The 14,082-nt window shown below is 61.3% G+C and carries 14 protein-coding genes; 12 read left to right on the top strand and 2 right to left on the bottom strand.

Annotated features, from left to right (window positions below):
• Window positions 1-103 precede the first annotated feature (103 nt).
• The 4 genes from ABD928_RS09150 to ABD928_RS09135 all read left to right on the top strand — a co-directional run bounded on the left by ABD928_RS09150 (window position 104) and on the right by ABD928_RS09135 (window position 3,341).
• On the top strand, window positions 104-319 hold the full coding sequence (locus ABD928_RS09150) for a helix-turn-helix domain-containing protein (RefSeq protein WP_345170180.1): 216 nt from the start codon (window positions 104-106) through the stop codon (window positions 317-319).
• A gap of 423 nt (window positions 320-742) precedes the next feature.
• On the top strand, window positions 743-982 hold the full coding sequence (locus ABD928_RS09145) for a hypothetical protein (protein WP_187715435.1): 240 nt from the start codon (window positions 743-745) through the stop codon (window positions 980-982).
• Window positions 983-1,156: 174 nt separating this feature from the next.
• Window positions 1,157-1,957: a hypothetical protein gene (locus tag ABD928_RS09140; protein ID WP_187715436.1), complete on the top strand. Its 801-nt coding sequence runs from the start codon at window positions 1,157-1,159 to the stop codon at window positions 1,955-1,957.
• A gap of 643 nt (window positions 1,958-2,600) precedes the next feature.
• On the top strand, window positions 2,601-3,341 hold the full coding sequence (locus tag ABD928_RS09135) for a hypothetical protein (protein WP_187715437.1): 741 nt from the start codon (window positions 2,601-2,603) through the stop codon (window positions 3,339-3,341).
• Window positions 3,342-3,395: 54 nt separating this feature from the next.
• Here ABD928_RS09135 and ABD928_RS09130 read toward each other — a convergent pair whose 3' ends face one another.
• Window positions 3,396-3,776: a hypothetical protein gene (locus ABD928_RS09130; protein WP_345168121.1), complete on the bottom strand. Its 381-nt coding sequence runs from the start codon at window positions 3,774-3,776 to the stop codon at window positions 3,396-3,398.
• 523 nt (window positions 3,777-4,299) lie between these two features.
• On the opposite strand from ABD928_RS09130, the gene ABD928_RS09125 reads away from it, so the two are divergent.
• From ABD928_RS09125 to ABD928_RS09090, 8 genes are all read left to right on the top strand, one after another.
• Window positions 4,300-4,908, top strand: coding sequence for a hypothetical protein (locus tag ABD928_RS09125; RefSeq protein ID WP_345168119.1), 609 nt, complete (start codon window positions 4,300-4,302; stop codon window positions 4,906-4,908).
• Between the two features lie 94 nt (window positions 4,909-5,002).
• Window positions 5,003-5,449 (top strand): hypothetical protein, encoded by a 447-nt coding sequence (locus ABD928_RS09120; protein ID WP_345168116.1) that lies wholly within the window; start codon window positions 5,003-5,005, stop codon window positions 5,447-5,449.
• Window positions 5,450-5,537: 88 nt separating this feature from the next.
• Window positions 5,538-5,909 carry a hypothetical protein gene (locus tag ABD928_RS09115; RefSeq protein ID WP_345168112.1) on the top strand — a complete coding sequence of 124 codons (372 nt, stop codon included), beginning with the start codon at window positions 5,538-5,540 and terminating at the stop codon, window positions 5,907-5,909.
• Window positions 5,910-5,973: 64 nt separating this feature from the next.
• Window positions 5,974-6,567, top strand: a complete 594-nt coding sequence (locus ABD928_RS09110) for a tyrosine-type recombinase/integrase (protein ID WP_187715441.1) — start codon at window positions 5,974-5,976, stop codon at window positions 6,565-6,567.
• An 891-nt stretch (window positions 6,568-7,458) separates the two neighbouring features.
• Window positions 7,459-11,010 carry a hydantoinase B/oxoprolinase family protein gene (locus ABD928_RS09105; RefSeq protein WP_345168109.1) on the top strand — a complete coding sequence of 1,184 codons (3,552 nt, stop codon included), beginning with the start codon at window positions 7,459-7,461 and terminating at the stop codon, window positions 11,008-11,010.
• Window positions 11,007-11,678 carry a DUF969 domain-containing protein gene (locus ABD928_RS09100; RefSeq protein WP_187715443.1) on the top strand — a complete coding sequence of 224 codons (672 nt, stop codon included), beginning with the start codon at window positions 11,007-11,009 and terminating at the stop codon, window positions 11,676-11,678. Before ABD928_RS09105 ends, ABD928_RS09100 begins: the two co-directional genes overlap by 4 nt.
• Window positions 11,675-12,628, top strand: coding sequence for a DUF979 domain-containing protein (locus ABD928_RS09095; RefSeq protein ID WP_187715444.1), 954 nt, complete (start codon window positions 11,675-11,677; stop codon window positions 12,626-12,628). Before ABD928_RS09100 ends, ABD928_RS09095 begins: the two co-directional genes overlap by 4 nt.
• Window positions 12,625-13,626 (top strand): DUF2891 domain-containing protein, encoded by a 1,002-nt coding sequence (locus ABD928_RS09090; RefSeq protein ID WP_187715445.1) that lies wholly within the window; start codon window positions 12,625-12,627, stop codon window positions 13,624-13,626. The genes ABD928_RS09095 and ABD928_RS09090 overlap by 4 nt, the downstream gene beginning before the upstream one ends.
• Here ABD928_RS09090 and paaD read toward each other — a convergent pair.
• Window positions 13,613-14,074, bottom strand: coding sequence for a 1,2-phenylacetyl-CoA epoxidase subunit PaaD (gene paaD / locus ABD928_RS09085; protein ID WP_223276532.1), 462 nt, complete (start codon window positions 14,072-14,074; stop codon window positions 13,613-13,615). The genes ABD928_RS09090 and paaD overlap by 14 nt on opposite strands.
• Window positions 14,075-14,082 lie beyond the last annotated feature (8 nt).

Here is a 14,082-nt window from a genome sequence, read left to right as displayed (position 1 = left end):
AGCCTCCCAGCGAAAGGGCCAACTGGCTCACATTCTATCCACAGCCGTGCGCCTCCGTGCTACTTATGTTCTTGTTGGAGGGTGGCTGATCGCCGTCCATCATATGTGTGCACGGGTAAGTGCAGCCGATCATGAAAGGACCAACATGGACGAACCAATCCTTCTCTCAATCGACAAGGCAGCCGAGGCGCTGAGTATCGGCCGATCAAAGACTTATGAACTTATCAGCGAAGGCCGATTGCTAACGGTCAATATCGGACGGCGCCGTCTGGTTCGAGCTGACAGCGTTCGTGCAATTGCAGGCGGGGGTGCAGCTTGATGTACGCCGGACAGAGAATGGCCTCCGAAGCGGCTGGCACCGCTCCGAAGGCCGAAGTTGTCGCCCTTGGAAAGTCGACAATGCTCCTTTGCCTGAAAAGCGAAGGTGTCGCCAGCGCGTTCTCGCACGAGGGAGGCGAACGATGAGCCGCCTTTCTCTGCGAGCCGCGATCAACGCGATGTGTCGGAGCTGCCTGTACGACCCCGGCAACGGCAACGGCGGCTGGCGAGAACAGGTCGAAGGTTGCTCGTCGAGCAACTGTCCCCTGCATTCCGTTCGCCCATTGCCCGTAAGAGCAAGAAAACCGGACGAGGACGCTCGGGACCGGTCGTTGGCACCCGTGGCAGCCAATGACGGCTTAGGGGCGCTCTCCGCCGCGATAGTTGGCCTTAACGACATCACCTCAAACGTCGGGAGGGCGGCATGAGCGCGGCGTTCGAGATCATCTATCGCGACAAGCTGTGGCGTATCGGTCTGTCCGAATATGGTGGCGAGCGGCGGCTGTCGATTTGGTCCCATTATCGGGACCGGCAGACCGGGGACTGGCTACCATGCGGCGGGAAGCGGGATGCTCCTGGCTGCATTGTTCCAGCCGATCGGATGGACGAGCTTGCCCACGCCATGAGTTTGATCGCCGAACAACTACGCTCCAGCACCGGCTGACGGCCTAGCTCCGCCGCACGGCGGCCGGGTCGGCACAGTGACCGCGCGCCCGCGTGGGCGTATCTGCGGCATGGTTGTTTCAACAGTCAGGAGACAGCCGATCCGGCCGTCATTCTCTAGCCTTTCAAAACTTGCGAATGGCCTCAGGCCAGAGCGCGAGTGTCAGGGGTCTAAGTGCCTCGTTTCGCTGATGCATCCTCTCAGGAAGCCGTCATTTCGAGAGCAATACGCGCGGGCGCATGCGCGTTATCTGCCAAACCCAGCGAGGTCTTTGAAAAACAATCAAGAAATCAAGCTAACTGGTCAGCCCCACCGGCTGGCACGGTCGTTGCAATTTACAGTACTGATACAGGTGCGCTGCATGGTTTAGCCCGGCCGCAGCGGAAGAGGCGCCGCTCCACCGCTCTACGGTCGAAGGATTGTGAGAACCTGCTCCTCGCTGGCGAGCACGCAATTTCCATCGGCAAGCCATTGAACCGGATGTTGACTGTTCACTTCGACGCGGCCGGCATCTCCGACCCGGTGAAAGCAACGGGCCAGCTGCTGAAGCTCATGGGCGACTGGCTCCGCTGTTATAACACCGCGATAACAGCGGTATGGGTGCGTGAAGCAGGAGGGTCGAAAGGCGAGCACGTACACATTCTGCTCAGCGTCCCACCGCCTATTGTACGATCATTTGCGAGGATGCAGCGCGGCTGGTTCAAGAAGATCGGGGCTGCTTGGAGGCAAGGAGTCTACAAGAGCCGCCCGATCGGCGGCAGCCATACGTTGGCCTTCAACTATTCAAGCAAGAGCCTGTATCAACAGGCGCTAACAGGCGCGTTGCACTACCTCCTGAAGGGAGCAGACGAACGGGCAAGGTCAGCACATTGCATCAGCAAACGCGCTGACGGCGGCGAACTTAGGGGCAAGCGTTGCTCCACTACGGAGAACATCGGTCGCACCGCACGCTTACGCGCTGACTCACTAAAATAGTGAGGAATAGAGGGACGGGGGGTGTCCAGATCTCTGCACCCGTCAAAGCGGAGAGCGGCGCAAGTCCGGTGCTCAAACGCTAAACCAGTTTTTTCTGGGTGTTGTTGGAAGCCTCTGCGCGCGGGCGCACGCGCGAGGCATAAAATCTCCAGTTAGCGTTTAAGCCGCGTTCTTCGGCCGCTCTCCGCTCAAAGGTCTTTAGGGATTTGGGCACCCCCCATCCCCTCAAGAGCTAGTGGCAGCTTTCGACCCATTGTGGACATTAGATTCGTCGGTCAGAACCCCGACATGGCGGGCGGCGGATTGGATACTTTAGGACGTTGGCATTGGGGAGCCGTCTGTCTCGGCGTGGGCTTCGTTGCGTTCTGGAGCGGGGGCTTCTTGCTGGTCTGCTTAGTCGCCATTGCTCTCCTTACTTACGCAGCCCTCTTTGCCACCGTCGCTACGGCGCTAGGGTCGAGGCGTTCTTCGACGGCAGCTGACGGCGATATTGCGTCACCTTTGCTCACGCGGTTCGGCACGAACTTTCGTAAGGCGCTGGTAGACGGACCGATCTTTGTGCTGAGCTACTGTTGACGGCGGTTTTCGACCCATTCCTGCCGTTAGATCACCATTCCTGCTACGCCAGCATGGGGGAAGATTCATGCGTTTGAGTGTCTTGGCGACGGCAATGCTTGTCCTGGCTTCAGGACCAGTCGATGCGCGCCGCGCCGCGCCGCATACCGCTCGTTGGATTGTGCCAGCAAATCCTTCGCCGCCCTCAAGCTTGGCTCTCGTAAAAGGCGGGCATTTTCGACTGGGGAGAATCATTCCCGCCAAACTGTATGAACTTCAGCGCGATGCTTTGGTGGCGAACAGAGACGTTCTTACCATTCCTGCCGGCACCCTAATGATCAAGTTAGAGGACCAGCCCCGCACTGCGTGCGAGCTTAAGTCACGTCGGGGGAGTGCCTATTCCTGTATTACGGACGCAGACGGGGATGGCAGGTTTGAAACCTACTTCTTGACCCAGGTTTTCAACGAGATTTTTTTAGGGTCGATTGGTGACGACTTTGCGGTTTTCCCTCTCGCTGGCTCCGTGGAGATCACCGAGATCGACGCCCAATCCAGAACACCGGATATAGGGCTGGAACTGAAGGTCGAGCGCCTATCTAAAGGTGTAGTGAAATACCGCATTTGCCTGCGCCCTTCTTGGGAGGGAAAATACTACAAACAGGCTCCTTGCTCGAAGGAGCCGGTGCAGGCCGAGTTGGATGACTCGGGCAGAGTGTCGATCCAAGGGCAAAGAGTTCGGCTTATCCCTGCCGAGGGCAAGCCTTCTTCCGTCATAGTTGAGTCAAGTCCGAGCGATTTCGAGTTTTCTACGAGCTTTTCTCTCTTCTAGTAATCGTTCCCTAGTGTCCGCTTTCGACCCATTGCGGTCACTAGCTACGGCCCCTCATCGGTCGAGAGCCCAACCATTGACAACCACTTCACCGAGGCCTGGCTGGCCGTCGACTTTCAAAAACTTCGACGTTCGCGCGCACCACCCATCTCCGTCGATGTCTGTCTCATTTGCCAAGCAACGGCTTGCTTCGTATTTACAGTTTGCGGCGGCCCGGTCAGTTGCACGGCAGGTGGCATTGCGGACCCTGACGCGAGATTCTGCATTCAACTCATCGGGGTCGGCGTAAGCGCCCACAACCGTCAAATCAGCGAGTAGTTGATGGCCGCTTTCGATCTGTGCGATGGTTCGCGTCGAGGGAATTGCAAGATCTGCTATTCGAGCTGCGCATGCGGTCAATGAGAGAAAAATAGTAAAGCCGAGATCGCGTTGCATCGAAATTGCATAACGCTTTCGCCTCTCGCCGGGAATGACCGCTTTCACCGATTCCGGCACAATATACTTTTTGCGAAATACCTAATTGCGACCTCTCAATGGCGTCGCCACCCGTCGGCTGTGCGAACAAACCGTTGGTCGCGTCGACTGAATTGTTTGGTCAGTCCTTTGAGCGTCACTTCATAGCTACATATCGTGTCGGTTGAATTAGTGGCACTACAGCTGAGCTTGCCAATAGCCGACGGCCGGGTGACCGATATGGTTGTCATCCCTTCCAGGAAGGCAGCAGACGCGTCCGCGTCCCAATCGGATTGTTCGATGGATAGAATGTCGCCCGGTGTGGGGTGAGACATTGTCGTGGCGCATCCCGCCAGGGTCGCAACCAAAATCAATAAAGACTGGTGCTTCATACGGTCACAATAGCGCAAACCGACGTTTCCGCTAATGACCGCTTTCCACCCAAACCCGCCGCGACAGTTTTCGACCCATTGCGGACATTAGAGGGGTCGGTCACAAACGCGCCATGAAGACGGTCGCGATAGCCTTGTTAGTAGCAGGCGCGGCAGCGGTTGCCGGACTTGCGGCGAGTGTTGGTGGCCGCACTGTGCATCGCGACGTTGCCGGTCATCGCTTCGAAGTTCCTAAGGATCAACTCTTCGACGAAACGATCCCTTGGCTGCCGAAGGCCGAGAGTGAATCTTTTGTCTTCCTGCTGCACCCGAACCATGATCCTGATCACATCCCGGACCACAGATTCCTCGTTCAGCCTCTAACCCGCAATTGTCCGGGCGATGCCTCGCAGATGCTGCGGATCGCATGCCGCTTGGAGAAAACCGAGGTTGGCGATGGCCCACCTTACGAAATGCGACAAAGTGAAAGCGACCCGTGGGCATCCGATCTTTATTCGGTCCGTCGCATGCCCGATGGAACCGCCGACCAAAGCCGCCAGATAGCCTACTGTCAGCGGTTTGAACCCAACCCGGCGAAGCCGAAGGTCACCACGCTATGCACGACGTTCTGGGCCTACAAGGGAATGATGTTGCAGTTCTCTTTTGACGAGGAAGAGCTGCCCAAAATGATTGCGATGAAGCGCGACGCAATGCGATTGCTGGACAGTTGGGAAGTCAAATAAGCACTGCCGCGAAGTTGTCGCCGTAAGGTCAGCTTTCCACCCATTGCGGTCATTAGATTGCGAACTAAGGTTGGCCTTGTTGTCAGGAGGCCATGTGACCCGCAGGATCTTAGCCGCCGCGCTCGTGTGCTGCGTTTCGCTTTCGAACGTAGCAAGTGCCGGTGTGCCGGGCGGCTCGGCAAACACATGTGCGGCTTGGAACGGTAGATACAGCGGAGAGATACCCGAACAACAAAGCGCATTCGACCACTCACAACAGGTGACTGTAGTTGTCGAGGGTCGCACTGCTTATGTCGCTATTGGTGAAACGGCGGGCGACTTCGACGCGTCGGGAGACAATCTTCGTTGCACGAGCAACCGCGTAACTGGCACGCTCGACACCGGTGCCGGTGGAACAGGCAAGGTTTCCGTCTCGCTAAAGCGCAAAGCCGGAGCAGTATATTTGCGGCTATTTGCCTACAATGACGGGGACGGATTGAAGAACCAAGCGGCATACTTGCCGTCTGAAGAGTTTGAGATCGCTTTAAAACGGACGCGCTAAACGCATCTAATGGCCGCTTTCCACCCAAACTTGCCGCGACAGTTTCCGACCCATTGCAGACATTCGGGACGAGGTTAGCATTCAGTGGATGAACCAAGGCCGGGTGATAACGCTGGCAGTACTATTGGCCGCGGGTGTGCTACCATCGACGGCTCCGGCGGGCGCGGCCCCCGTAACCTCAGAAAAGGTCGCCTGCGACGTGGCCAAAGCCCGCGTGGCTGCAAGAGGGCATTTCCCAGTGTCGGCAATAGCGTTTTGTGACTTCATCACCTCGGAGGAGCAGTCAAAAGACCTTTACGTCCTCGGTTTGCATGGCAAAAGGGACGACTGTGGAGATGACGTATGCGGCAGCACTCTCATGGGTTGGTTTGCCGTTGAGAAGTCAACCGGTCTCGTATTCGAATGGGACTTCACCGATTTTCCGGGCAAGTTAGGAGCGGCCGTTACGACCCATCACTAACGTCCGCTTTCCACCCATTCCCGCCGCTAGCCGTTGAACATCGCTCCTAACCAGGGAGCGAACCATGAACCGACCGCCGCAAGTCATTGTGGGAGCCAAGCTGCCACTCCGGCCGATGCACGTTTGGGCGATCCGCGTTCGATTGCAGATTGCGAACCGGCTGAGAGACCTGGCGCTGTTCGACATCGCCGTGGACAGCAAGCTTCGCGGCTGCGACGTAGTCTCCCTGAGGCTGCTGGACATCATCGCGGCCGGCGCGATCCGCAGTCGCGCAATCGTCATTCAGCAGAAGACGGGTCGGCCAGTCCAATTCGAGATCACCGAGCAAACCCGTCGCTCATTAATCGAGTGGCTGAAGGTCAGGCGCGGCGATCCAGATGGCTGGGTCTTTCCCAGCCGGATGGACCAAAGCAATCATCTATCAACTCGGCAGTACTTCCGGCTCGTTAAAGGCTGGGTCGCTCTCATCGGGCTGGAGCCGGCCGCCTATGGGATGCACAGCCTTAGGCGAACCAAGGTGGCGATGCTCTATCGCAAGACCGGCAACCTCAGAGCCTGCCAGCTGCTACTCGGGCATACGAAGCTGGAGAGCACAGTTCGCTACTTGGGCGTCGAGCTCGACGACGCGCTGGCGCTCTCGGAAGCGTTGGAAATCTGAAGCTAAGCCTTCGGCCCACCTAGCCAGATGTTCCCCATTTGTACCAAGTAGCCCGAATGCGACTCGACGATCCTTTAGACAACGGCGGCCGGGGCTGGCGACGATTGGAGCCCGAAGAGGTCGCGGCCCTGGCCTACCTCGCGATCCGCCTGATCCGCAGGGGCGTACGGAACGACCTAGCAGGTCGCGACGCCTCGAAGGCCGACGAAGCTGCCAGGAGGCTCGCTGAGGCCGTTTCCGAGCGCTTGAGGGCGTATCCGACGTTTGGCCCCGCAAGGCCCGTTGGCGGCCATTCTGCGGGCTGTGGCTCAAGAGATGCCGATCGGTCCTAGCGGCAAGTTTGGGTGGAAAGCTGCCACTGCCAATGGCTGTCAGCGGCCACTCTCTTTGACGGAAATGATCGAAGGGTCACGCCCCTCGCGCTTGGCCACACGGACATTTCGAAAACGCCTAGCAGCGAGTCCCAGCCAAAAGACGCCTCCGGCGGCAAGAAAGAGACTTCCAGCGGTACTGCCGAGCCCAAACGGGGCATAGCGACCCTCTACGAAAACGCCGTAGGCGGACCAAAACATCGTGGCCGAAAGGAAAAGCAATGCCCAAGGATAAAGGCCGAGCTTGTCAGTGTAGATGGTCTTCATCCAGCGAGCGAGCCTCTGGCGGTCTTTCTTGCATCATGCCCTCGACGTCGAATGTCCGCAATGGGTCGAAAGCTGCCACTAGAGAGGGCATAGGAGCGCTGCGCGACAGCCTAAGGTGGGGACGAATGTTGGGACGATTTGGTGTCCCAGCTATTTTATTGTGTTATTTTAATTCGATGGGGGATTTTGTTGTGCGGACTCCCGCTCCGCCATCTTCCCTTTCACCATCGTCCGGCATCTGCTTGAAGGCCGCGTGGCCGGCGTTTGGAACTTCGCGATCGATCGGGGCGGGACGTTTACCGACGTGATCGCCTGGGACGCCGAAGGCCGCGTCCGGACCGAAAAGCTGCTGTCCGAAAATCCCGGCCAGTATGACGACGCCGCGATCGAGGGGATCGAGCGCATCCTTCGTTCGGAAGGCGGCGTGCTCGGCGAAGTCCGCATGGGCACGACTGTCGCCACCAACGCTTTGCTGGAGCGCAAGGGCGCGCGCGTTGCGCTCGCGATCACCCGCGGCTTCGGGGACGCCTTGCGCATCGGGTACCAGGCGCGGCCCGAGATCTTCGCCAGGCACATCGTTCTGCCGGAACAGCCTTACGAGGCATCGGTCGAAATCATCGAGCGCGTCGGCGCGGACGGCGAAATCGTCACTCCGCTCGATGAACAGGCGGCCCGGGCAACGCTGGAGCCCGTGCGGGAACGCGGCATCGACGCGCTGGCCATCGTGCTGATGCACGGCTGGAAGTTCCCGGAACACGAGCGTCGGGTGGCGGAGATTGCGCGGGAGCTTGGCTTCACGCAAATCTCGGTCAGCCATGAGGTCGCACCCCTGATCAAGCTGGTCGGGCGTGGCGATACGACGGTGGTCGATGCCTATCTGTCGCCGATCCTGCGCCGCTATGTCGACCGCGTTTCGGGTGGGCTTCCGGACGGCACCAAGCTGCAGTTCATGCAGTCGAACGGCGGACTCACCGACGCCGGAGCCTTTCGTGGCAAGGATGCGATCCTCTCCGGCCCCGCCGGCGGGGTTGTCGGCATGGTCGCGGCGTCGGGCGAGGAACGGCTGATCGGGTTCGACATGGGCGGGACGTCGACCGACGTCTCTCACTACGCCGGCCGCTTCGAACTTGCCGACGAGAGCACGGTCGCCGGAGTCCGCATCCGCGCCCCGATGATGCAAGTCCACACGGTCGCGGCGGGCGGCGGCTCGATCTGCCGCTTCGATGGAATGCGCTTCCGGGTCGGTCCTGAGTCTGCCGGCGCGAAGCCGGGACCGGCCTGCTACCGGGACGGCGGGCCGCTGACGGTGACCGACTGCAACCTTGTCCTTGGACGGATTGTGCCCGAGGAGTTTCCATCAGTGTTCGGGTCGTGCGGCGACGAGCCGCTCGATCCGGCCGCATCGGAAGCACGGCTGCGAGAGGTTGCGGACGCTGTCGAGGGATCGCTCGGGCACCGCATGGAACTGTCCGACATTGCGGAGGGATTCCTGCGGATCGCCATCGACAACATGGCCAATGCGATCCGCAATATCTCAGTCGCGCGGGGCCATGACGTCACCCGCTACACCCTCGTCAGCTTTGGCGGGGCGGGTGGCCAGCACGCCTGCCGGGTCGCGGACTCGCTCGGGATCGAGCGGATCCTCGTTCACCCGCTGGCGAGCTTGCTCTCGGCGTACGGGATCGGCCTCGCTGACGTGAAAGCCATCCGAGAAGCCGGCATCGTCAGGCCGTTGAGCGCAGACTTCTCGGGCCCGCTGGATGCTCTCGAGCGTGCAGCGACCGAAGCGCTCATCGAGCAGGGCGTAGACGCCAGCCGCATCGATCTGAATCGGCGCGCACGACTTCGGTTGGCGGGCAGCGATACGACGCTGGAAATTGAGCTCGGACCATTGGCTCAAATGCGCGCGGCTTTCACCGATTTGCACCGCCAGCGCTTCGGTTATGTCGACGACAAGGGTGAAATCATCCTCGATGCGCTGATCGTCGAGGCGGTCGGCAAATCCACCCCGGACCGAGGAGGGGGACCAGCGAAGCTGGTGGAGGGGCAGTCGAGCCAGGGTCAGAAACCTCTCGATCAATCCTCGCGACTGCCATCTCCTCACTTCGGGGAGGTATTGCGCGGTCCGGCTCTCATCACTGACGCCACCTCGACGACGGTCGTCGAACCCGGCTGGAGCGCCACCCGCCGCGACGACGGCACGCTCGTCCTGACACGCTCCGTCCCCGCGAACCGCGCCCACGCGATCGGGACGACTGCGGACCCGGTGATGCTGGAGATTTTCAACAACCTGTTCATGGCGATTGCCGAGGAAATGGGCGTGGCGTTGCAGTCGACTGCATCGTCCGTGAACATCAAGGAGCGGCTCGATTTCTCCTGCGCGATCTTCGACGCGGAGGGCGCGCTGATCGCCAATGCGCCCCACATCCCGGTCCACCTCGGGTCGATGGGCGAGAGCATCCGGACGATCATCGATACTCGCGGGTCCGGTCGCGACGGGCGTGGCATTCGTCGCGGTGATGCTTATGTGCTGAACGACCCCTATCGCGGCGGAACGCACCTGCCGGACATCACGGTGATCGTGCCAGTGTTCTACGGCGAAGAAGCCGAACCGTCGGCGTTCGTGGCGGCGCGTGGACACCATGCGGACATCGGCGGAATCGCGCCGGGATCGATGCCGCCGGACAGCCGCACGATCGATGAAGAAGGCGTGCTCATCGACAATGTCCTGCTCGTCGACGAAGGCCGTTTCCTCGAAGCGGAAATCCGCGAGTTGCTTGCGACGGGCGAATGGCCGGCGCGAAACGTCGACCGCAATATCTCCGATCTCAAGGCGCAGCTTGCCGCATGCGTTCGCGGTGCAGAGGTCCTGGTGGCCACCGCGCGCGACTACGGTCCGGAGGTCATCGGCGCCTACATGCACCATGTGCTCGCCAATGCCGAGGAATCGGTACGGCGCCTGCTGGACCGCCTCGACGACGGGGCGTTCGAGTATGAGATGGACAACGGCGCCCGCGTCGCGGTGAAGATCTGCATCGACAAGGCGACGCGATCCGCGACGTTCGATTTCACCGGCACCAGCGATCAGCTGCCGGACAATTTCAACGCACCGTTCTCGATTGTCCGCGCGGCATCGCTTTACGTCCTGCGTACTCTGATCGACGATCCGATCCCGATGAACGACGGCTGCCTTCGCCCGATCAAGCTGGTCGTTCCGGACGGTTGCATGCTCTCGCCGCGCTATCCGGCTGCGGTTGTCGCCGGAAACGTCGAGACCAGCCAAGTGGTCACCGACACCTTATTCGCCGCGACCGGACGCCTCGCCCCGAGCCAGGGGACGATGAACAACTTCACCTTCGGCAACGCGCGCCACCAATATTACGAGACGATCGCCGGCGGGTCGGGCGCTGGCCCGGATCACGATGGCACGAGCGCCGTGCAGACCCACATGACAAACAGTCGGCTGACCGATCCTGAGGTGCTGGAGACGAGACTGCCGGTACGGTTGGAGCGGTTCGCGATCCGGCGTGGCTCAGGCGGCGAGGGTCGGCACCATGGCGGCGATGGCGTGATCCGCGACCTACGTTTCCTTGAACCGATGCGCGCCAACATGCTCGCCAACCGCCGCCGCGTTGTCCCAAAGGGATTGGCGGGCGGAGGCGATGCCCTGCCCGGCCGCAACTGGGTCGAACGCGTTGACGGCAGCATCGAGGAACTGACCGCGACCGACGCGGCGGAGATGCAAATCGGCGACCGCTTCGTCATCGAGACTCCGGGCGGCGGTGGGTTTGGAGCGAGCGAATGAACTACTGGCCGCTGCTCGGCATCCTGCTGGTTGTGCTCGGCTTCGCGCTGCGGCTGAACCCGATGCTGGTGGTGACTGGGTCGGCGATCGTCACCGGCCTGCTCGGCGGCATGGACCTGGTGAAGGTCATCGAGACCTTCGGAAAGGCCTTCAACGACAACCGCATCATCGCGATCGTCTGGATCGTGCTGCCGGTCATCGGATTGCTCGAGCGCTACGGACTGCAGCAGCAGGCCGCGCGAGTTATCCGAAGTATCAAAGCGGCGACCGTCGGACGATTGCTGCTGCTCTACATGGTCGTTCGCCAGGCAACCGCCGCGATGGGACTGACGACGGTTGCCGGGCAGGCACAAACCGTGCGCCCGCTCGTCGCTCCGATGGCGCTCGCGGCAGCCGAAGAGCAGCATGGCGAGATCGACGAGCCGACCGCCGAGAAGGTGAAGGCCTATTCCGCTGCGACGGACAATATCGGCCTGTTCTTCGGCGAAGACATCTTCATCGCCATCGGCTCGATCGTGCTGATCCAGCAGACGCTGGCGACCTACGGTTACAATCTGTCGCCTCTCCACCTGGCGCTGTGGGCGATCCCAAGTGCGATCGCGGCATTCCTGATCCACGGCACGCGCCTGATGCTGCTCGACCGCAAGCTGAAGCGGGGCGGCAAGTGATTACGCTGCACTGGCTCTACGTGCTGGCCGGAGCGATGTTCGCCGCCTTCGCGCTGCTGAGCGCGTTCGACCGCGCGAACCCGAAGCGGCTTGGCAACGCCGCCTTCTGGGGACTGATGGCGCTGAGCCTCATCGGCGGCGATTACCTTGGCGACTTCGGCAATGGCCTGCTGGTGCTTGGTCTCGCCGGGCTGGCCGGTTTCGGCTTCCTTGGTCGAAGCCATCCGCCGACCACGAGCGATGAAGAGCGTGCCGCCTTCTCCGTCAAGCTGGGCAACACGCTGTTCCTGCCGGCGCTTATCATACCCGCAACGGCGCTGATCGGGACGCTCGTCTACAACTACACGGCGGTCGGCCATCTCGGCTGGATTGAGGCCAAGCGGGAGACCTACGTGTTCCTATGCCTCGGCGCCCTGTTTGCGCTGGGCACGATCTACATCTGGCTGCGACCGCCCGCCGTCGCGCCGCTGCAGGAAGGCCGCCGCCTGATCGACGCGATCGGCTGGGCCGCCGTCCTTCCGCAAATGCTCGCCGCGCTCGGAGTGCTGTTCGCTGGAGCGGGCGTAGGCACGATCATCGGCGACATCACCGGCATGGTCATTCCGGAGGGCAACATCTTCGCGACCGTGCTAGTCTTCGCCCTCGGGATGGTGCTGTTCACAATGATCATGGGCAATGCCTTCGCGGCATTCCCGGTGATGGCGGCGGCAATCGGCGTGCCGCTGCTGATCAAGGCGTACGGAGGCGATCCCGCGGTGGTTGGAGCCGTCGGCATGCTCGCGGGTTTCTGTGGAACGTTGATGACCCCGATGGCGGCCAACTTCAATCTCGTGCCCGCGGCGCTGCTGGAGCTGAAGGACCAGTACGGCGTCGTGAAGGCGCAGATCGCGACGGCGCTGCCTCTTCTCGCCGTGAACATCCTGATCCTGTATTTCGCGGCCTTCCGATGAGCCGGTTCTGCCTCGATTCGGACACCGCCGCGCGTTTCGCCAGAATCGCGCTCGGTCACGTGCGGCAGGAATTTCCGCACAAGCTCGATCATGTGCTTGGGTCGGACGAAGATGCTCAGCCGCCGCATGTTCTCCACCCGATCTTCTTCGGAAGCTTCGACTGGCATAGTTCCGTGCACGGCTGGTGGACGCTGCTGACGCTCCGGCGGCTGTTCCCGGACACGGATGAAGCGCGGGCGATCGAGAAGCTGGCCGACCAGAGCTTCACGGCCGAGAAAGTAGGAACCGAGCTTGCCTATCTGAAGCGTCCGCTCAGCCGCGGGTTCGAGCGGCCCTATGGATGGGCGTGGCTGCTGCAGCTTCATCTCGAAGCATCGCGGCATTCGGAAAGCTGGGCGCCGGAACTGGAACCGCTCGCCCGCGCTTTCGCCGACCGGCTAAGCGAGCATCTTCCGGCGCTGACCTATCCGATCCGTGTCGGCACCCACTTCAATACGGCGTTCGCGCTGGTCCTCTCGCTCGAATGGGCGGAGCAGTTCGACGAGGATCTCGCCGCAGCGATCCGCGAGCGGGCAAAGCACTGGTTCGAGAACGACCGCGACTGTCAGGCCTGGGAGCCGGGCGGCGACGAGTTCCTGTCGCCAGCGCTGATCGAGGCACTTTGCATGTCCCGTATCCTGCCCGAGCCGGAGTTCGTGACTTGGTTCGGAGGGTTCCTGCCCAAGCTCGACCTCGGTCAGCCCGCGACGCTGTTCAGTCCGGCTGTCGTGAGCGATCGCAGCGACGGGAAGATCGCCCACCTCGACGGCCTTAACCTCAGCCGCGCGTGGTGCTGGACGAGCTTGGCGCCGCTCTTACCGGCCGAGGAAGCGCAGCTCGCTTACGACACGGCGGAAGCGCACCTCGAAGCGGCGATGTCGCATGTGGCGGGCGACTATATGGGTGAGCATTGGCTGGCGAGCTTCGCGCTGCTGGCGCTGCTTGCTAATGACACTTGAAGCGGTCGAAGGGCTCCAGACAAGCATTGCAGCGCCACTGGGACTTGCAGGGGGTTGAACCGAAGCGGCTGACCTCGTGCGTGTCGGTCGATCCGCATTGCGGGCATTGCGCTAGCGCCTCCGGATGCGGCGGATCGATGCCGTAGGCGCGTAGCTGCTCGCGGCCGCGCTCACTGATCCAGTCGGTCGTCCACGGCGGGAAGAGGACGCGTTCAACGTGGACCTCACCGAAGCCGGCCGCGTCTAGCGCTTCGCGGACCGAACGCTCAATGGCGATGGTCGCCGGGCAGCCGGTGTAAGTCGGTGTGATCTGCACTCGCGGAGGGTTTGAGGCGAAGCCGCGTACGATGCCGAGGTCGGTGATCGAAACCACCGGAATCTCCGGGTCCATAACATGATCGAGGACGGCCATGACCGCCGCCTCGTCCAGCACAGCGACGTCGTTCATGCCGGGAT

Source organism: Sphingomonas daechungensis (assembly GCF_039543105.1).
In the GTDB taxonomy this organism is placed as follows: domain Bacteria; phylum Pseudomonadota; class Alphaproteobacteria; order Sphingomonadales; family Sphingomonadaceae; genus Sphingomicrobium; species Sphingomicrobium daechungense.
The sequence above is the reverse complement of the archived record's forward strand: the minus strand, read 5'-3'. Positions and strand labels throughout refer to the sequence as shown.

What these genes read in the sequence shown, in the direction of transcription:
- ABD928_RS09130 (WP_345168121.1), bottom strand. Translation starts at nt 3,776, where the DNA reads ATGCAACGCGATCTCGGCTTTACTATTTTTCTCTCATTGACCGCATGC.
- paaD (WP_223276532.1), bottom strand. Translation starts at nt 14,074, where the DNA reads ATGAACGACGTCGCTGTGCTGGACGAGGCGGCGGTCATGGCCGTCCTC.
- ABD928_RS09125 (WP_345168119.1), top strand. Translation starts at nt 4,300, where the DNA reads ATGAAGACGGTCGCGATAGCCTTGTTAGTAGCAGGCGCGGCAGCGGTT.
- ABD928_RS09090 (WP_187715445.1), top strand. Translation starts at nt 12,625, where the DNA reads ATGAGCCGGTTCTGCCTCGATTCGGACACCGCCGCGCGTTTCGCCAGA.
- ABD928_RS09145 (WP_187715435.1), top strand. Translation starts at nt 743, where the DNA reads ATGAGCGCGGCGTTCGAGATCATCTATCGCGACAAGCTGTGGCGTATC.
- ABD928_RS09115 (WP_345168112.1), top strand. Translation starts at nt 5,538, where the DNA reads ATGAACCAAGGCCGGGTGATAACGCTGGCAGTACTATTGGCCGCGGGT.
- ABD928_RS09150 (WP_345170180.1), top strand. Translation starts at nt 104, where the DNA reads ATGTGTGCACGGGTAAGTGCAGCCGATCATGAAAGGACCAACATGGAC.
- ABD928_RS09135 (WP_187715437.1), top strand. Translation starts at nt 2,601, where the DNA reads ATGCGTTTGAGTGTCTTGGCGACGGCAATGCTTGTCCTGGCTTCAGGA.
- ABD928_RS09100 (WP_187715443.1), top strand. Translation starts at nt 11,007, where the DNA reads ATGAACTACTGGCCGCTGCTCGGCATCCTGCTGGTTGTGCTCGGCTTC.
- ABD928_RS09110 (WP_187715441.1), top strand. Translation starts at nt 5,974, where the DNA reads ATGAACCGACCGCCGCAAGTCATTGTGGGAGCCAAGCTGCCACTCCGG.